Origin of the sequence: Streptomyces sp. NPDC088766, assembly GCF_044750845.1 — a bacterium.
Lineage (GTDB): Bacteria > Actinomycetota > Actinomycetes > Streptomycetales > Streptomycetaceae > Streptomyces.
On the sequence record NZ_JBIVKQ010000020.1, the window covers coordinates 110,860 to 126,459 of the forward strand.

The 15,600-nt window shown below is 71.3% G+C and carries 15 protein-coding genes and 1 CRISPR repeat array; of the genes, 10 read left to right on the forward strand and 5 right to left on the reverse strand.

All coding sequences use genetic code 11. The features are described from left to right. Positions 1-5: 5 nt before the first annotated feature. The 3 genes from ACIP5W_RS25535 to ACIP5W_RS25545 form a co-directional block, all read right to left on the reverse strand. Positions 6-1,007: a methionine synthase gene (locus tag ACIP5W_RS25535; RefSeq protein ID WP_401477902.1), complete on the reverse strand. Its 1,002-nt coding sequence runs from the start codon at positions 1,005-1,007 to the stop codon at positions 6-8. Positions 1,008-1,105: 98 nt separating this feature from the next. Then, positions 1,106-1,804, reverse strand: coding sequence for an SDR family oxidoreductase (locus ACIP5W_RS25540; RefSeq protein ID WP_401477905.1), 699 nt, complete (start codon positions 1,802-1,804; stop codon positions 1,106-1,108). Positions 1,805-1,822: 18 nt separating this feature from the next. After that, entirely contained in the window at positions 1,823-2,362 is a 540-nt protein-coding gene (locus ACIP5W_RS25545) for a TIGR00730 family Rossman fold protein (RefSeq protein WP_401477908.1), read from the reverse strand. A 51-nt stretch (positions 2,363-2,413) separates the two neighbouring features. Between ACIP5W_RS25545 and ACIP5W_RS25550 the strand changes: the two genes are divergently transcribed. The 10 genes from ACIP5W_RS25550 (at position 2,414) to cas2e (ending at position 13,982) form a co-directional block, all read left to right on the forward strand. Further along, positions 2,414-2,737: a DUF427 domain-containing protein gene (locus ACIP5W_RS25550; RefSeq protein ID WP_366058161.1), complete on the forward strand. Its 324-nt coding sequence runs from the start codon at positions 2,414-2,416 to the stop codon at positions 2,735-2,737. A 38-nt stretch (positions 2,738-2,775) separates the two neighbouring features. Then, positions 2,776-3,558: an alpha/beta fold hydrolase gene (locus tag ACIP5W_RS25555; protein ID WP_401477911.1), complete on the forward strand. Its 783-nt coding sequence runs from the start codon at positions 2,776-2,778 to the stop codon at positions 3,556-3,558. A gap of 372 nt (positions 3,559-3,930) precedes the next feature. Next, positions 3,931-4,386: a CRISPR direct-repeat array (repeat unit 29 nt; unit sequence GGGACCATCCCCGCGGGTGCGGGGAGCAG). Between the two features lie 346 nt (positions 4,387-4,732). Then, complete coding sequence (gene cas3 / locus ACIP5W_RS25560) at positions 4,733-7,531, forward strand: CRISPR-associated helicase Cas3' (RefSeq protein ID WP_401477914.1); 2,799 nt, start codon at positions 4,733-4,735, stop codon at positions 7,529-7,531. A gap of 70 nt (positions 7,532-7,601) precedes the next feature. Continuing rightward, a complete protein-coding gene (gene casA / locus ACIP5W_RS25565; protein WP_401477917.1) occupies positions 7,602-9,260 on the forward strand; it encodes a type I-E CRISPR-associated protein Cse1/CasA in 1,659 nt (552 codons plus the stop codon). Then, on the forward strand, positions 9,257-9,949 hold the full coding sequence (gene casB, locus ACIP5W_RS25570) for a type I-E CRISPR-associated protein Cse2/CasB (protein ID WP_401477920.1): 693 nt from the start codon (positions 9,257-9,259) through the stop codon (positions 9,947-9,949). The genes casA and casB overlap by 4 nt, the downstream gene beginning before the upstream one ends. Beyond that, positions 9,946-11,139 carry a type I-E CRISPR-associated protein Cas7/Cse4/CasC gene (cas7e, locus tag ACIP5W_RS25575; RefSeq protein ID WP_401477923.1) on the forward strand — a complete coding sequence of 398 codons (1,194 nt, stop codon included), beginning with the start codon at positions 9,946-9,948 and terminating at the stop codon, positions 11,137-11,139. Before casB ends, cas7e begins: the two co-directional genes overlap by 4 nt. After that, positions 11,136-11,867 (forward strand): type I-E CRISPR-associated protein Cas5/CasD, encoded by a 732-nt coding sequence (gene cas5e / locus ACIP5W_RS25580; RefSeq protein WP_401477926.1) that lies wholly within the window; start codon positions 11,136-11,138, stop codon positions 11,865-11,867. The genes cas7e and cas5e overlap by 4 nt, the downstream gene beginning before the upstream one ends. After that, entirely contained in the window at positions 11,867-12,655 is a 789-nt protein-coding gene (gene cas6e / locus ACIP5W_RS25585; RefSeq protein ID WP_401477929.1) for a type I-E CRISPR-associated protein Cas6/Cse3/CasE, read from the forward strand. The genes cas5e and cas6e overlap by 1 nt, the downstream gene beginning before the upstream one ends. Next, positions 12,652-13,623, forward strand: a complete 972-nt coding sequence (gene cas1e, locus ACIP5W_RS25590) for a type I-E CRISPR-associated endonuclease Cas1e (RefSeq protein WP_401477932.1) — start codon at positions 12,652-12,654, stop codon at positions 13,621-13,623. Before cas6e ends, cas1e begins: the two co-directional genes overlap by 4 nt. After that, on the forward strand, positions 13,620-13,982 hold the full coding sequence (gene cas2e / locus ACIP5W_RS25595; RefSeq protein WP_401477935.1) for a type I-E CRISPR-associated endoribonuclease Cas2e: 363 nt from the start codon (positions 13,620-13,622) through the stop codon (positions 13,980-13,982). Before cas1e ends, cas2e begins: the two co-directional genes overlap by 4 nt. Positions 13,983-14,487: 505 nt before the next feature. On the opposite strand, the gene ACIP5W_RS25600 is transcribed toward cas2e, so the two are convergent. Next, a complete protein-coding gene (locus ACIP5W_RS25600) occupies positions 14,488-14,763 on the reverse strand; it encodes a hypothetical protein (protein ID WP_401477938.1) in 276 nt (91 codons plus the stop codon). Between the two features lie 100 nt (positions 14,764-14,863). Further along, complete coding sequence (locus ACIP5W_RS25605; RefSeq protein ID WP_401477940.1) at positions 14,864-15,373, reverse strand: ATP-binding protein; 510 nt, start codon at positions 15,371-15,373, stop codon at positions 14,864-14,866. Between the last annotated feature and the right edge of the window lie 227 nt (positions 15,374-15,600).

A 15,600-nucleotide genomic window follows, 5' to 3' on the forward strand; every position in this document is an offset into this window, starting at 1 on the left:
TTCCGTTACTCTGGGTTGTCCGCGAGGGATCTCGCCGCCCGGACGCAGTGGGCGAGGGCCTGCCGCGCGTACGCGGGGGAAGCCCCCGCGAGGCCGCACGCCGGAGTGACCGTCACGGCCTCCGCGAGGAGGTCCGGTCGCAGTCCCAGCCTGCGCCACAGCGTCCTGACACCCATGACGCTACCGGCAGGGTCCGACAACGCGGTGTCCGTGCCCGGCACGACACCGGCGAACAGCCGGGTGCCCGCCTCCACCGCCTCGCCGATCGCCTCGTCGTCACGCTCGGTCAGGAGCGAGAAGTCGAACGAGACGGCCGTCGCACCGGCCCGGCGCAGCAGGGCGAACGGGACGTCCGGCGCGCAGGAGTGCACCACGACGGGGCCGCCGTCGTGGACCCCCGCGGCCTCGCGGAGCGTGGCCTCGACGACCTGGCGGTCCACGGCGCGGTAGGTGCGGTAGCCGCTGGCGGACCTGACGCGGCCGCGCAGTACGGCGGTGAGGGAGGGCTCGTCGAGCTGGAGGACGACCTGGGCGCCCGGGACCCGGCGCTGCACCTCGGCGAGGTGCAGGCGCAGGCCCTCCGCGAGGGAGGCGGCGAGGTCGCGGCAGGCACCGGGGTCGGAGAGGACGGCCTCGCCGCCCCGCAGTTCCAGGGCGGCGGCGAGGCTCCACGGGCCGACGGCCTGCACCTTCAGCTGTCCCTCGAAGCCCTGGGTGGCCTCCTCCAGGGCGTCGAGGTCCTCCCGCAGCCAGGACACGGCCCGCCGGGTGTCCCTGCCGGGACGGTCACCGAGGCGCCAGCCGCTGGGCTCCACGCGCGCGTACAACTCGACGAGCATGCCGGCGGTGCGGCCGATCATGTCGGCGCCGGGGCCTCTGGCGGGCAGTTCGGCGAGGAAGGGGAAGTCCTCGAAGGACCCGGCGACCGTCCTGGCGGCCTCCCTGGCGTCACCGCCGGGCATCGAACCGATCCCCGTCGCGGGCCCGAACCTGAAGTGTGCGTTCACGGGCGGAAGCCTACGTACTCCGGGGGCGGCCCCACGCACCCCCGTGGCCCCCACGCACCCCCGTGGCTCCCACGCACCCCGTGGTGAGGAGACGCCCGCTACCGGCCCGGCCGCACCGTCAGGTCGTTGACCTCCGCGTCCCGCGGGAGATCGACCGCCATGAGGATCGTCGTCGCGACCGACTCGGGATCGATCCACTCCCCGGGGTCGTAGGCCCTCCCCTCCTGCTGGTGGACCCTGGCCTGCATGGGACTGGCCGTACGGCCGGGGTACACGGACGTCACCCGCACCCCGTTCCCGTGCTCCTCCGCGCGCAGTGAGTCCGCCAGCGCCTTCAGCCCGTGCTTGGAGGCGGCGTAGGCCGACCAGTCGGCGCTCGCCCGCAGCCCCGCCCCGGAGTTGACGAACACCACGTGCCCGCGGGCCGCCCGCAGCTGCGGCAGGAAGTGCCGGGTGAGTTCGGCGGGGGCGATCAGGTTGACGTTGAGCTGATGGCGCCACGACTTGGGGGTCAGCTCACCGACCGGCCCGAGGTCGACGACGCCGGCGATGTGCAGCAGCGAGTCCACCCGCTCCGGCAGCGACTGGTGGGAGAAGGCCCAGCTGAGCCTGTCGGGGTCCGCGAGGTCGCCGACCAGGGTCCGCGCCCCCGGGAAGTCCGCCGCCAGTTCCTTCGCCCGCCCCGCGTCCCGCGCGTGCAGCACGAGGTCGTCCCCGCGCGCGTGGAGCCGGCGGGCGACGGCCGCGCCGATGCCGGAGCCCGCCCCGGTGATCACATGAGTAGCCATGCCCGCCATGCTCGCATCACCGCCGGTTCAGCGGACGCCCTGGCTCTCCTCGAGGTAGGCGAGCGCCGCGACCGGCTCCTCCGCGAAGAACACCAGGTCCGTGAGGGGCCGCGGCAGGAATCCCTCGGATTCCATGCGCCGGAACTGTTCCTTGAGGCCGTCGTAGAAGCCGGCGGTGTTCAGCAGGACGACGGGCATGTCGGTGTGGCCGTGCTTCTTCAGCTCCAGGATCTCGGTGGCCTCGTCCAGCGTTCCGGTCCCGCCGACCATGATGACCACCGCGTCGGCCTTCGCCAGGAGCAGCCGCTTGCGCTCGGCCAGGTCACCGGCGACGACCATCTCGTCGGCGCCGGGCCGGGCCTTGGCCGCGAGGAAGCCCACGGAGACCCCGCACAGCCGGCCGCCCGCCTCCTGCACACCGTCGGCGACCACCTTCATCAGCCCCACGTCGGAGCCGCCCCACACGAGGGTGTGCCCGCCCTTGCCGAGCAGTTCGGCGAACTCGCGGGCGGGCCGGGTGTAGCGGTCGTCGAGGTCGGCGGCGGAGAGGAAGACACAGATACGCATGCGGTCACGGTACGCGGGAAGAACCGGCGGCCCGCGCGCGCTGTCCCCTTCATGGCTGACGGACACACGATCACGATCGAGCAGGGCACCCGGCACGTGCGGGTCGTCCACGGGGACCAGGTGCTGGCCGAGACGGACCGGCCCCTGATCCTCAGGGAGACCGGCTGCCCGGTGCGGTACTACCTCCCCGCCGAGGACGTACGCCTGGACCTCCTCACCCCCTCCGACACCCACACCTACTGCCCGTTCAAGGGCACGGCGTCCTACTGGTCGCTGCCGGACGCGCCCGACCTCGTGTGGGCGTATCCCGACCCGAAACCGGACGTCGAACAGATCAGGGACCACCTGTGCTTCTACGAACCGGAAGTGTCGTAGGCCGATAACTCCCGTGTCCTGGGGCAGTCTGCACAGGCATGGACAAGAAGACCCTTTCCCGTGACGGCACCTCCCTCGCGTACGCCCGCGCCGGGCAGGGCCCCGCGGCCATCCTGGTGAGCGGGGCGATGTCGACGGGCGGCACGGTGGCGCCCCTGGCCGGACTCCTCGCCCGGCACTGCACCGCCTACTGGTACGACCGCCGGGGCCGCGGCGAGAGCGGCGACACGGCGCCGTACGCGGTGGAGCGCGAGGTCGAGGACCTGGCGGCGCTGATCGAGGCGGCGGGCGGGGAGGCGGCCCTGTACGGCGTCTCCTCGGGCGGCGCGCTGGCCCTGGAGGCGGCGGCCGCCGGGCTGCCGGTGAGCCGGGTGGCGGTGTACGAGGCGCCGTTCGCGGACTTCTCCGAGGGCGGCGCCGAGGAACGCGCCGCGTACACCGAACACCTGACGGAGGCGCTCGGGCAGGGCCGCCGCGGGGACGCCGTGGAACTGTTCCTGCGCCTGACGGGCCTGGCGGAGGAGATGATCCGGGGCGCCCGCCAGTCCCCGATGTGGACCGCCATGGAGGCCATCGCCCCCACCCTCGCCTACGACGACGCCGTACTCGGCGACGGCCTGGTCCCCCGGGAACGGCTGGCCTCGATCACCGTGCCGGTGCTGTCCATGGCCGGCTCGGCCAGCCCGGACTGGCTGCGCCGGGCCGCCCGCGCGATCGCGGAGGCCGCGCCCGAGGGCACCCACCGCACCCTGGAGGACCAGACCCACATGGTGGACCCGAACGTACTGGCGCCTGTGCTGGCGGAGTTCTTCACGGCGTAGGGCGGACGGCTCGCGCTGGTAAGTCATCCCAGTGCCCGTCGATCAGGTTGGACGCCCCCGTCGGGGCAGGCACGAGAACCCGCCCCGACGGTGTACACCCCACCCCGCTACCCCGACCACCCGCACACCGGGCCCCGCAGGTGTCACGGACCCGGCACACGAGGTCGGGAGGATCAACGCCCTCAGCCAGCGAGCGTCTCCTTGATCTTCGCCACTCCAACTGCACTCCACCCAAACCAGGCACTCCCCGCCGGTTACCCATATCCACCCAGAAAAGGAGAAGTACGCGCTCTTGGCGTTACCACCGAAGCACTGGGGATCATCCCCGCGACCGCGGAGAACAGCGACAAGTGCCGCCCCCGTCCGACAGCGGAGGCTATCCCCGCAGATGCAGGGAGCAGATCACGTCGTTGTAGATCGACGGGTCGAGCTTGGGACCATCACCGCGGGTGCGGGGAGCAGATCCAGGCGGCGCCGCAGGTGAAGGCGCAGGAGGGACCATCCCCGCGGGTGCGGGGAGCAGTGATCCGACGACAGCGGCCGGCCCTGCAAGTAGGGACCATCCCCGCGGGTGCGGGGAGCAGTCGAGCGCCCGGGTCGCTTCCTGTCGGGCGGAGGGACCATCCCCGCGGGTGCGGGGAGCAGTCATCCGAGGACTTCAGCCTGGACTTCCCCGAGGGACCATCCCCGCGGGTGCGGGGAGCAGAGGGTGGTGCGGTGGGTGAGTCCCTTGGGGATGGGACCATCCCCGCGGGTGCGGGGAGCAGCGGACGGCGGCGCGGTCCGCGTCGAAGAACCCGGGACCATCCCCGCGGGTGCGGGGAGCAGACTCTTTGAGCTGCAGGTTTGGTGCTTGCGGAAGCGAGTTTTCCACACTTTCACTGATTCCGACGCATGGTGCATAAGCATACATTTCAGAGCGGTCCGCTGGGCGGTGAACAGATCACCGCATGCGCTCGGCAAGTCGGCGGAGCGCATCATCCTCACGTTGGCCACAGTGCAGGCTGATTTTCCGAAATCTGCCAGCTCCCTTGTGATTTGGCTGTAGGTCTTTGCCATGACCAGTGGGGGGACCTCCCGCTCTGGCCTGTTGCCGCGTCTTCGGGCGCCGGCGAGGTCGGTGTGGGCGAAGCATGATCGGGATGCTGATGGGTGGCTGCCCCTGTGGCGGCACATGGAGGACAGCGCCGCTGTCGCGGGCCTGCTGTGGGACGAGTGGCTGCCGGCCGGCGTGCGGACGCTGATTTCCGAGGTGTTGCCCGGTGGGGAGTCGGACGGGCGCAGGCTCGTCGTCTGGCTTGCGGGGGTTCACGACATCGGCAAGGCCACTCCCGCCTTCGCCTGCCAGGTCGACCAACTCGCCGACGTCATGCGCGACGCGGGCCTGGAGATGCGCTCCCGCCAGGCCATGGGGCCGGACCGGCGGTTGGCGCCACACGGACTGGCGGGTCAGGTGCTGCTTGCCGAATGGTTGGAGGAGCGGCACGGCTGGGCAGCGAGGCAATGCGGCCAGTTCGCTGTCGCCGTGGGCGGACACCATGGGGTGCCGCCGGAGAACAGCCAGGTCAAGGCCCTCTACGAGCATGAGGAGTTGCTACGGACTCCGGGCCGCAGCAACAGCGTGTGGCGTCAGACGCAGACGGAGCTGCTGGATACGTGTGCCGAGCACTTCGGCGTGCAGGACAGGATCGGCGGATCCTGGAAAGCGGTGAAACTGCCCCAGACCGTCCAGGTGCTGCTGAGCGCGGTGGTCATCGTCTCGGACTGGATCGCCAGTAATCCCGACCTTTTCCCGTACTTCCCGGAAGGTGCGGCGCGTACGGGCGAGGAACGTTTGGCTGCTGCATGGCGGGGGTTGGATCTACCGGCGCCGTGGTGGGCGGACGATCCGGTCGGGGATGCGCAGGAACTGTTCCGGGCGCGGTTCGGGCTTCCGGCAGGCACGAAGGTCCGCCCGGTTCAGGAAGCGGCCGTAGAGCTGGCCCGTGCGATGGAGGTGCCGGGGCTGATGGTCGTCGAGGCCCCGATGGGAGAGGGGAAGACCGAGGCCGCGCTCGCTGTGGCCGAGATCTTCGCTGCGCGCTCCGGAGCGGGTGGGGTGTTCTTCGCTCTGCCCACGATGGCGACGGGCAATGCGATGTTCCCGCGGTTGCTGGAGTGGCTGGAGCGGCTGCCCGGTGGCGGCGGTTCTCGGCGTTCCGTGCACTTGGCGCATGCCAAGGCGGCTCTCAACGAGGAGTTCGCCGGTCTGCTGGCCCGTGGCGGGCGGGTGGCCGCGGTCGACGTGGATGCTGTGGCTCCCGTGCCGCGGCCGGGCGGGGACGGGCGGGTCGCGAGCGGCGAGCTGGTGGCGCACTCGTGGCTGCGGGGCCGCAAGAAGGCGATGCTGGCGTCGTTCGTGGCCGGTACCGTCGACCAGTTGCTGTTCGCGGGCTTGAAGAGTCGCCACTTGGCGCTGCGTCATCTGGCGGTGGCCGGAAAAGTCGTCGTGATCGACGAGGCACACGCCTACGACACCTACATGAGCGTCTACCTCGACCGGGTACTGGCCTGGCTGGGCGCCTACCGCGTTCCGGTGGTCGTGCTGTCCGCGACCCTTCCTGCGGCCCGTCGCCGCGAGATGGTCGAGGCGTACGCCGGAGTGACCGTCACCGGGGCGGAGAGCGTATGGGTGGACGGGGAGTACCCGTTGCTGACCGCGGTCGCTCCGGGTGGGGTGCCGGTGGTGCGGTGCCCGGAGGCGTCGGCCCGGGCTGTGGATGTCCGGGTGGAGCGGCTGTCCGACGGTCTGGACGTCCTCGCGGACAGGCTCGAGGCGGAGCTGGCGGACGGCGGGTGTGCCCTCGTCGTGCGGAACACGGTCGGACGGGTGTTGGAGGCCGCCCGGGTGTTGCGGGACAGGTTCGGCGAGGACGCGGTCACGGTGGCGCACTCGTGCTTCGTCGATGTCGACCGTGCGGCCAAGGACAGCGATCTCCTCAGACGGTTCGGTCCGCCCGGCAGGGCGACCGGGCGGCCCTCCGGGCGGCACATCGTCGTGGCGAGTCAGGTGGCCGAGCAGTCCCTGGACGTCGACTTCGACCTGCTGGTCAGCGACTTGTGCCCGGTGGACCTGTTGTTGCAGCGGATGGGCCGCTTGCACCGCCACTGGCGCGGCGAGAACCAGGAAGGGCGGCCCGCGCGGCTGCGTACGGCCAGATGCCTGCTGACCGGTGTGGACTGGCAGTCCGATGTGCCCGTCCCGGTGCGGGGGTCGGTCGCCGTGTACGGGGCCTATGCGCTGCTGCGATCCGCAGCGGTGCTCGGACCGCACCTCGATGGCGGGTCGGCACGCCCCGTGCGGCTGCCTTCGGACATCAGCCCGCTGGTGCAGGGCGCCTACGGGGAAGCCCCAGTGGGACCGCCGTCCTGGGCCGAGTCCTTCGAAGACGCCCGGGCGAGGTTCGACCGCTTTCGGGCCGGTCAGGCCGAGCGGGCCGCCGTGTTCCGTCTCGGTGACGTGGGACGGCCGGGGCGGGCGTTGTTCGGGTGGGTGGCGGCCGGGGTCGGTGACGCGGACGACACCCGGACCGGGCGGGCTCAGGTCCGTGACAGCCGGGAGAGCCTGGAAGTGGTCGTGGTGCAACGCCGTGCCGACGGCAGTCTGACGACGCTGCCCTGGCTGAGCCCGGACCGGAAGGGCCGACAGTGCGGTGGGCTCGTCCTGCCGCAGGACCAGGTGCCGACGCCGTTCGCGGCGCGTACGGCGGCGAGTTGCGGGCTGCGGCTGCCGATGCAGTTCTCCTACGCCGAGACGCTGGACCGCGCGATCACGGAGCTGGAGCAGCTGTACGTACCGGCGTGGCAGTGCAAGGACAGCCCGTGGCTGTCCGACCAGCTGATTCTCGCGCTCGACGAGGACTGTCAGACCCTGCTGGCAGGATTTTCACTCCGATACAGCCCGTTGGACGGCCTGGAGGTGACCCGTGCCTGAACCCACTGGAAGCAGCGCGCCCTGTGTCCCCTTATTCGATCTGACCGACCAGCCGTGGGTCGGGGTCCTCATGCGGGACGGCACCCAGACGGAGTTGTCGCTGCGTCAGGTGTTCGCTCAGGCCGACGAAGTGCGGCGCGTCGTGGGGGATCTGCCGACGCAGGAGTTCGCCCTGATGCGGCTGCTGCTGGCCATCGCCCACGATGCCCTGGACGGTCCCGAGGACCTCGAGCGGTGGGGCGAGCTGTGGGCGGATCCCGAGTGCTTCGACGGGGTCGGGGCGTATCTGGACTCCCACCGTGAGCGGTTCGATCTGCTCCACCCCGTCACGCCGTTCTTTCAGACGGCCGGGCTGCGGACGGCGAAGGACGAGGTGTTCTCCCTCGCCCGGATCGTGGCCGACGTCCCCAACGGGGAGCCGTTCTTCACCGCCCGGATGCCGACAGCGGAGCGGCTCTCCTTCGCCGAGGCGGCCCGCTGGGTCGTGCACTCCCACGCCTACGACACCTCCGGGATCAAGTCCGGTGTGGTCGGGGACGACCGCGTGAAGGGCGGCAAGGTGTACCCGCTGGGTACCGGCTGGGCCGGGGCGTTGGGCGGTGTCTTTGCCGAGGGTGACACGCTGCGGGAGACGTTGCTGCTGAATCTGGTGGCCGCCGACACCGACACGTTGGAGTGGACGCCGGGTGACCGGCCGGCCTGGCGGCGCGCGCCGTGTCCACCGGGAGGGGCCGAACGCACTCCCACCGGTGTGCGTGACCTGTACACGTGGCAGACGCGCCGGCTGCGCCTCCACCACGACGAGGAGGGCGTCACCGGCGTCGTCCTCGGTTACGGTGACCCGCTCGCCTCCCGGAACATGCACCGGCGCGAACCGATGACCGCGTGGCGGCGCAGCCCGACGCAGGAGAAGAAGCTGCGTCGGTCGCCGGTCTATCTGCCCCGTGAGCACGATCCGGCGCGGTCTGCCTGGCGGGGTGTCGCCTCGCTCGTCGCCGACCGCTCCGAGACCGCACAGGGTACGGAGGCCGCCGCCTATCTGCGGCCCGGTGTTCTGGACTGGGTGGCTCGCCTGGTCACCGAGGGAGCGCTGCCGCGCGGTTCTCTGGTCAGGGCCCGGGTCGTCGGGGCCCGGTACGGGACGCAGCAGTCGGTGATCGACGAGGTCGTCGACGACCACGTCACGATGCCGGTGGTGCTGCTGCACCGGCAGGACCGCGTCTGTGCGCGGCAGGCGATCAGCGCGGCCGAGGACGCCGACCTCGCCGTGCGGGCCCTGGGTGACCTCGCCACTGACCTGGCGCGGGCGGCCGGGATCGAGGGGGACGGGCCGCGATCGGCAGCCCGTGAGGTGGGTTTCACCGAGCTGGAGAACCCCTACCGGGCGTGGCTGGTCGCCCTCGCGGAGGTCGGTGACCCGTTCGAGGCGCGCCGCGCCTGGCAGCGCGAGGTGCACCGGATCGTCAGCCGCATCGGCGACCGTCTCATCGGCCAGGCCGGTGATGCCGCCTGGCAGGGCCGGACCGTCGCCGGCAAGAAGGGCACGCAGTGGCTGAACGCGGGCCTGGCCGACAAATGGTTCCGTGGGCGGCTGTCCAGAGCGCTGGGAGATCCGCACGGCAGGCGGGATGAGCAGCCCGGCGACGGCCCTGCCGAAGGCGGCCCGCCGGGCGGTCCCGGCCCCGCGACGCCCGATCCCTTGGTGACCGACTCGGAGGTGCCCGCATGACCACCGTCTCAGCCCCGTCGACCGTCCGCTCAAGAGTCGCCGATCTTGCCTCGACGCGGATCACCGGATGGCAGGAGGGCTATCTGAAGGACCGTCCCGGGGACGTCGCGGCCCTTGCCCGGTTGCGCCGCGGCGCAGGCCGCGAGCCCAGTGCGCTTCCGGACCTGTGGACACTGGTCGACACCGGCCCGCTGCACATCCGTCCGGAGGGCGTGCGACCTCTGGGCGAGGCGGAGTTGGTACGTGCGGAGAATGCACTGCACGCAGCCCTCACCCTGTGGGCGGTACACCAGCAGTCCCGCGGTGCGCGTATGCACCGTCCGCACACCCCGCAGCGGCCGGCCGGGCTGGGTGCGGCGGTGCGGCGCCTGATGCCGCCGAACGACATCGACGAAGCGGTGCGCAAGCGGCTGGTACGCGCCGGCACCGCGGCCGACCTGACCAGCCTGTCCCAGCGGTTGCGTGAGCTGGTCGTGCTGTTGCGCCGCCAGGACGTTCCGCTCGACTACGGCCTGCTCGCCGGGCAGCTCTACACGTGGCAGACGCCCGGCGGCGGCGACATCGTCCGCCGCGAGTGGGGCCGCTCCTTCCACTCCTGGCAGCAGCCGGCCGAGCAAGCCTCCGGCGACAGTGCCGCCACCGACACCCACCCCGCCCGGCCCCTCGACAGCGACAAGGACGCCTCGTGACCCGCATCTTCCTGGACGTGCACGCCCTGCAGACCGTCCCGCCCAGCAACATCAACCGCGACGACACGGGCGCGCCGAAGACGGCCCTGTACGGAGGCGTACCGCGTGCGCGGGTCTCCAGTCAGGCGTGGAAGCGGGCGACCCGCACCTATTTCGACGACGAGCACCTGCTGGAGCCCGGTGAGCTCGGCGTGCGGACTAAGAAGGTCGTGGAGGTGCTCGCCGAACGGATCATCGCTCTCGACCCGTCTCTCGGGGAGGAGACGGCGCTCGCCCTCGCGGACGAGACGGTGAGGGCAGCCGGGCTGAAGACCGAGGTGCCCAAGCGGAAGGCCGACGCGGCGAAGGAGACGGGAGTCGCCGCGGCGCCGGAGGCGAAGTACCTGGTCTTCCTGAGCGCACGGCAGCTCGATGGCCTGGCTCGCCTCGCCGTCGAGGGTGCCGCCGACATCGCGGCGTTCTTGAAGGAGAAGAAGAACAAGGAGAAGGTCAAAGAGATCGCGGACAGCCGGCACTCCGTCGACATCGCGTTGTTCGGACGGATGGTTGCCGACGCCGCCGACTACAGCGTGGACGCGGCCGTGCAGGTCGCGCACGCCATCAGCGTGCACCGGGTGGAGAACGAGTCCGACTACTACACCGCCGTCGACGACCGGAACACCGACGAGGAAACCGGCGCCGGCATGATCGGCACGGTCGACTTCAACTCGGCGACCCTGTACCGGTACGCCGCCCTCGGCGTGCACCAGCTCGCCGCCAACCTCGGCCAGGGCCTGCGTGACGACGAGCCGCGCACCGAGCCGGTGCGCCGTGCCGTCGAGGCGTTCGTGCACGGCTTCGTCGCCTCGCTGCCCACCGGGAAGATCAATACGTTCGGGCACCACACCCTGCCCGACGCCGTCGTCGTCAAGCTGCGCACGACCCGGCCGATCAGCTTCGTCGCCGCCTTCGAGGACCCCGTCCGCGGCGACCAGGGCGGCCACGTGCGCGACGCCTGCGACCGGCTCGCCGCCTACATCCCCGACATCGAACGTGCCTACGGCGACGCGGAGTCCACACTCACCTGGGTGCTGCGTGTCGGCCCCAACACGCTCAAGCTCGCCGACGTGGGCACCGAGGTCGACGCCCTGGGCGACCTCGTCACCGCCGTCGGCCGGGCGGTCGCGGAACGGCTGGACGAGCCGGCATGAGCAGTGTGCTCCTCCTGCGCCTGGCCGGGCCCCTGCAGTCGTGGGGCGCATCCTCGCGTTTCACCCGCCGGACCACCGAGTCCGCACCCACCAAGAGCGGTGTCGTCGGACTCCTCGCCGGCGCCGCCGGCATTCAGCGGGGCGACGACGCGCGCCTCGCGCCTCTGGCCGCACTGCGGTTCGGCGTACGGATCGACCAACCCGGCACCCGTGTAAGGGACTTCCAGACCGCGCATCACGGTGTCACCGGTAAGTCGATGCCACTGTCAGAACGTTTCTACCTCGCGGACGCCGTCTTCGTCGCCGCTCTCGAGGGCGAGCACATGCTGCTCGCCGAACTGGACGCCGCGGTGCGGACACCGGTGTATCCGCCGTTCCTGGGCCGGCGCTCCTGCCCGCCGGCCGCACCGCTCGAGTTGGGCCTGTACCAGGACACCCGGCTGGAGTCGGTGCTGGAGAGCGTGCCGTGGCAGGCGTCCGCCTGGTACCGCAGAAGGCTGCGCAACCAGCGCCCAGACGGGCTGACCGTGCTGCGCGAGGCGGCGGCCGACGAGCGCGGCACCGCCGACGTCCTGCGCGATCAGCCGCTCAGCTTCGCCGCCGCGCACCGCCGCCACGCCCTGCGCACCGTCGTGACCGGCACCGTGCCCGTTCCCCAGCCGGAAGCTGCGGTGGTGAACGTGGCACGGCACGACCCATTCGATGCTCTGGAGGATGAGAGCAGCTGATGTTCCTCTCCCGCTTCCGCGTGAACACCGCGCGGCCCGGCGCCCGCCGTCTGCTGTCGTCGCCGCAGACCATGCACGCGGCGGTCATGTCCTCGTTCCCCGGCCTGCTGCCCGGTGATGTCCCGAGCCCGGACGCGCCGCGCGTGCTGTGGCGCCTGGACCACCAGGCGCGCGCCGAGGTGCTGCTCTACATCGTCAGCCCCGACCGCCCCGACCTGACCCACCTGGTCGAGCAGGCCGGCTGGCCGGCCGTGGCCGGCCCACAGGAGCCCGGCTGGCAGACCCGGCCGTACGGCCCGCTCCTGGAACGGCTGGCCACGGGCGACCGATGGGCCTTCCGGCTGACCGCCAACCCCGTCCACACGATCCGCCGCACCGACGGCGAACCCCGCAAGATCACCGCCCACCTCACGCCCGTCCACCAGATGGACTGGCTGCTGCAACGCCAGGACTCCTGCGGCTTCCGCATCCTGGAAAAGCCCGGCGCCGAGCGTCTGCTGCCCGGCGGCACCACCCACCAGGGCAAGCACGAGCACCACGGCGACCGGTACGAACTGTCCGTCGGTGCCCAGCAGAACCTCTCCTTCGACAAGTCGCGCAGCGCGAGCGGCAACCGGCGGGGCAAGCCGGTCACCCTGGTCACCATGACCTTCGACGGTCGGCTCGAAGTCACGGACCCGGACGCGCTGCGCCGCACCCTCACCCAGGGCATCGGCCGCGCGAAGGCCTACGGCTGCGGCCTCATCACCCTCGCGCCGCTCACCCCGCGCGCACAGCAGGCACCATGACCACGGTCTCGCAGCGCACGGCGCTGACCCCACGGCATCTCACCCGCGCCGCCGAGCGCGTCTCCTTCATCTACCTGGAGCGGTGCACCGTCCACCGGGACGCCAACGCCATCACGGCGCAGGACGCGGAGGGCACCACCCACATCCCCTCCGCGACCATCGGCACCCTTCTTCTGGGGCCCGGAACGCGCATCACCCACCAGGCGATGAGCGTCCTCGCGGAGACGGGCGCGGCCGTGTGCTGGGTCGGCGAGCACGGTGTACGCCACTACGCGGCGGGCCGCGCGCTCAGCCGCTCCTCCACCCTCATGGAGGCGCAGGCCAGGCAGTGGGCCAACGCGCGAACCCGACTGGCCGTGGCCCGGACGATGTACCGGATGCGCTTCCCCGACGAGGACCCCGCCGGTCTGACCCGCCACGAGCTCCTGGGCCGCGAGGGACGCCGCGTCAAGGCCTGCTACCGGGCCGAGGCCGCCCGTACCGGCGTCCCGTGGCGGGGCCGCCAGTACGTCCCCGGCGACTTCGGCAGCGGCGACCCGGTCAACCAGGCCATCACCGCGGCCGCCCAGTGCATGTACGGGACGGCCCACGCCGTCGTCGCCTCCCTGGGGTGCAGTCCGGCCCTCGGCTTCGTGCACTCCGGTCACGAACTCTCCTTCGTGCTCGACATCGCCGACCTCTACAAGACCGAGATCGGCATCCCCCTGGCGTTCGACGTCGCGGCACAGGGCGCGGAGGACGTCGGCTCCCGAACACGTCGCGCCCTGCGGGACCGCATCCACGAGACTCGTCTGCTCGACCGCTGCGTCGACGACATCAAACGCCTGCTCCTGCCCGCAGGGGACGACCGGAGCGGCACAGGCGACGACCGGGACGTGGTCACGCTCCAGAGCGACGGCGGCCGCGAGGTGCCCTCCGGGCTCAACCACGACGACGGGCGTGACGACTACGAGCGGGTGAGCTGGTGACCGTCATCGTCCTCACCAACTGCCCCGTAGGGCTACGCGGTTTCCTGACGCGCTGGCTGCTCGAGATCTCCGCCGGCGTATTCGTGGGCAATCCATCGGCCCGCATCCGCGAAGCACTCTGGAACGAGGTCCAGCAGTACGCCGGCCAAGGCCGCGCCCTGCTGGCACACACCACGAACAACGAGCAGGGCTTCACTTTCCTCACCCACGACCACGCATGGCACCCGATCGACCACGAGGGCGTCACGCTGATCCATCGCCCCGCCCCGAAACCGCCCTCAGAATCGAACGGCCCGACGCCTACGCCTTCAGGCTGGAGCAAGGCGGCCAAACGCCGCCGCTTCGGACGAGGCCAATGAGCACCGATACCGCTTTGAGGCAATTGCCGGTTTCCGCGAAAGTCCTCCAAAACCAGCCCACCCCGAGATAAAACCCCAGGTCGTACAGTCTGCTCCCCGCACCCGCGGGGATGGTCCCCGGCTCTGACCTGGGGGTTTCCAGGTTGATGCCTGCTCCCCGCACCCGCGGGGATGGTCCCACATTGCGACGCCATGCCTGATTAGGTACGGCCTGCTCCCCGCACCCGCGGGGATAGCCCCGACCGCAGCGTTCCGAACACCGTGGGCGGTGTCTGCTCCCCGCATCCGTGGGGATGATCCCGTCACCGTCGACATGCACCACATGCCGCTGCACTGCTCCCCGCACACGCGGGGATGGCCCCGTCACCTTCCTCGTCATCCCTTACACCGCAGACGGCTCCCCGCACCCGCGGGGATGGTCCCTACTCGCGGACCGCGAAGGTCAACCTCAAGGGCCGCTCCCTGTACCCATAGGGATGGCCCCGACGAGGGCTTATAGGACCAGTCACACGGCCTCCCCACCCCGCAGATGTTCGCGAACTCGGCTCGCGAGGTGGGGAGGGCCGTCGAAGAGGCCCCAGTCTCCGATCGCGTCGCCCACTGTGCTCTCGGGGATCACAAGGCTTCCCGCCGCGTGTTCAATGGCCAGCTCCCGGGGATTCCGTCCGTCGAGGGCGGCGAGGTCGTGCAGGGTGCCGGCCGTCGTGTCCGGGCCCGTGATGCAGGCCTGGAACGGCTGTTCCTCGCCGGGCGACAGGGCCTCACCGTCTGCTGTCGGCATGACCGGGCGCTCCTTGGCGTGTGTAGTGCACGGCTCCGCCTCTCGCTTGCCGTCGAGACGTTGTCGCCTTCCGCTCGCAGGCTCTCGACGGCTCTCGGCGTCAGGCCGCGAGGGTGGGCGGAAGCCCTGGGGTGAGGGCGAGTTCGAACCAGATCGTCTTGCCTGCGGGGCCGTACGGGCCCTCGCCCGTGCCGCAGCCGCCCCAGCGGTCCGCGAGGAGGTCGAGGATCAGCAGGCCTCGCCCTCCGTCGGCGCACGTCGGTACGACCGGGGACGAGACCATCGGCGGCAGGTCGGGGGCCATGTCCCAGACGCTGACACGGAGTACGGGGTCCAGCCAGTGCAGGCGGACGAACGCGGGCCCCTTGGTGTGCCGTACCGAGTTCGTGGCGAGTTCGGACGTCAGCAGTTCCGCCCGCTCGACGAGTTCGGCGAGGCCGTGTGCGGTGAGGACGGCCCGGAGGGTGAGGCGGGCGATGCCGGGGGCGCGGGGGTCGCAGGGGAAGTGGAGCTCGTAGCTCCAGGGGGCGGTGAAGGGGAGGGGCGCTGGATGGGGAAGGGGTTCGGGATCATCGGCGTGAGGGGTGAGGACTGTGGGGGGACGTGTCATGCAGCACCTCCGCTGGTGCGAGGTCGTGTGGTGAGTGCGCGGATGTGAGTCGCGCACGGCGTGGCAGCGCGCTCCCGTTCCGTGCCCTGCGCGGTGTCTCTGCCGGGACACCTGCCGCCTTCCGGATGGGCGGTGAGGTCCGGTGCACTTCCGCCAGAGTGGGCAGGAGGGAGTGGCCTGAGTCACAGGTTAACCACGATGCTAAAACGGGTGCTACCTCGTTCACT

Coding starts and splice junctions, on each gene's coding strand:
- ACIP5W_RS25540 (WP_401477905.1), bottom strand. CDS start 1,804: ATGGCGGGCATGGCTACTCATGTGATCACCGGGGCGGGCTCCGGCATC.
- ACIP5W_RS25545 (WP_401477908.1), bottom strand. CDS start 2,362: ATGCGTATCTGTGTCTTCCTCTCCGCCGCCGACCTCGACGACCGCTAC.
- ACIP5W_RS25550 (WP_366058161.1), top strand. CDS start 2,414: ATGGCTGACGGACACACGATCACGATCGAGCAGGGCACCCGGCACGTG.
- ACIP5W_RS25555 (WP_401477911.1), top strand. CDS start 2,776: ATGGACAAGAAGACCCTTTCCCGTGACGGCACCTCCCTCGCGTACGCC.
- cas3 (WP_401477914.1), top strand. CDS start 4,733: ATGGAGGACAGCGCCGCTGTCGCGGGCCTGCTGTGGGACGAGTGGCTG.
- casA (WP_401477917.1), top strand. CDS start 7,602: ATGCGGGACGGCACCCAGACGGAGTTGTCGCTGCGTCAGGTGTTCGCT.
- casB (WP_401477920.1), top strand. CDS start 9,257: ATGACCACCGTCTCAGCCCCGTCGACCGTCCGCTCAAGAGTCGCCGAT.
- cas5e (WP_401477926.1), top strand. CDS start 11,136: ATGAGCAGTGTGCTCCTCCTGCGCCTGGCCGGGCCCCTGCAGTCGTGG.
- cas6e (WP_401477929.1), top strand. CDS start 11,867: ATGTTCCTCTCCCGCTTCCGCGTGAACACCGCGCGGCCCGGCGCCCGC.
- cas1e (WP_401477932.1), top strand. CDS start 12,652: ATGACCACGGTCTCGCAGCGCACGGCGCTGACCCCACGGCATCTCACC.
- ACIP5W_RS25600 (WP_401477938.1), bottom strand. CDS start 14,763: ATGCCGACAGCAGACGGTGAGGCCCTGTCGCCCGGCGAGGAACAGCCG.
- ACIP5W_RS25605 (WP_401477940.1), bottom strand. CDS start 15,373: ATGACACGTCCCCCCACAGTCCTCACCCCTCACGCCGATGATCCCGAA.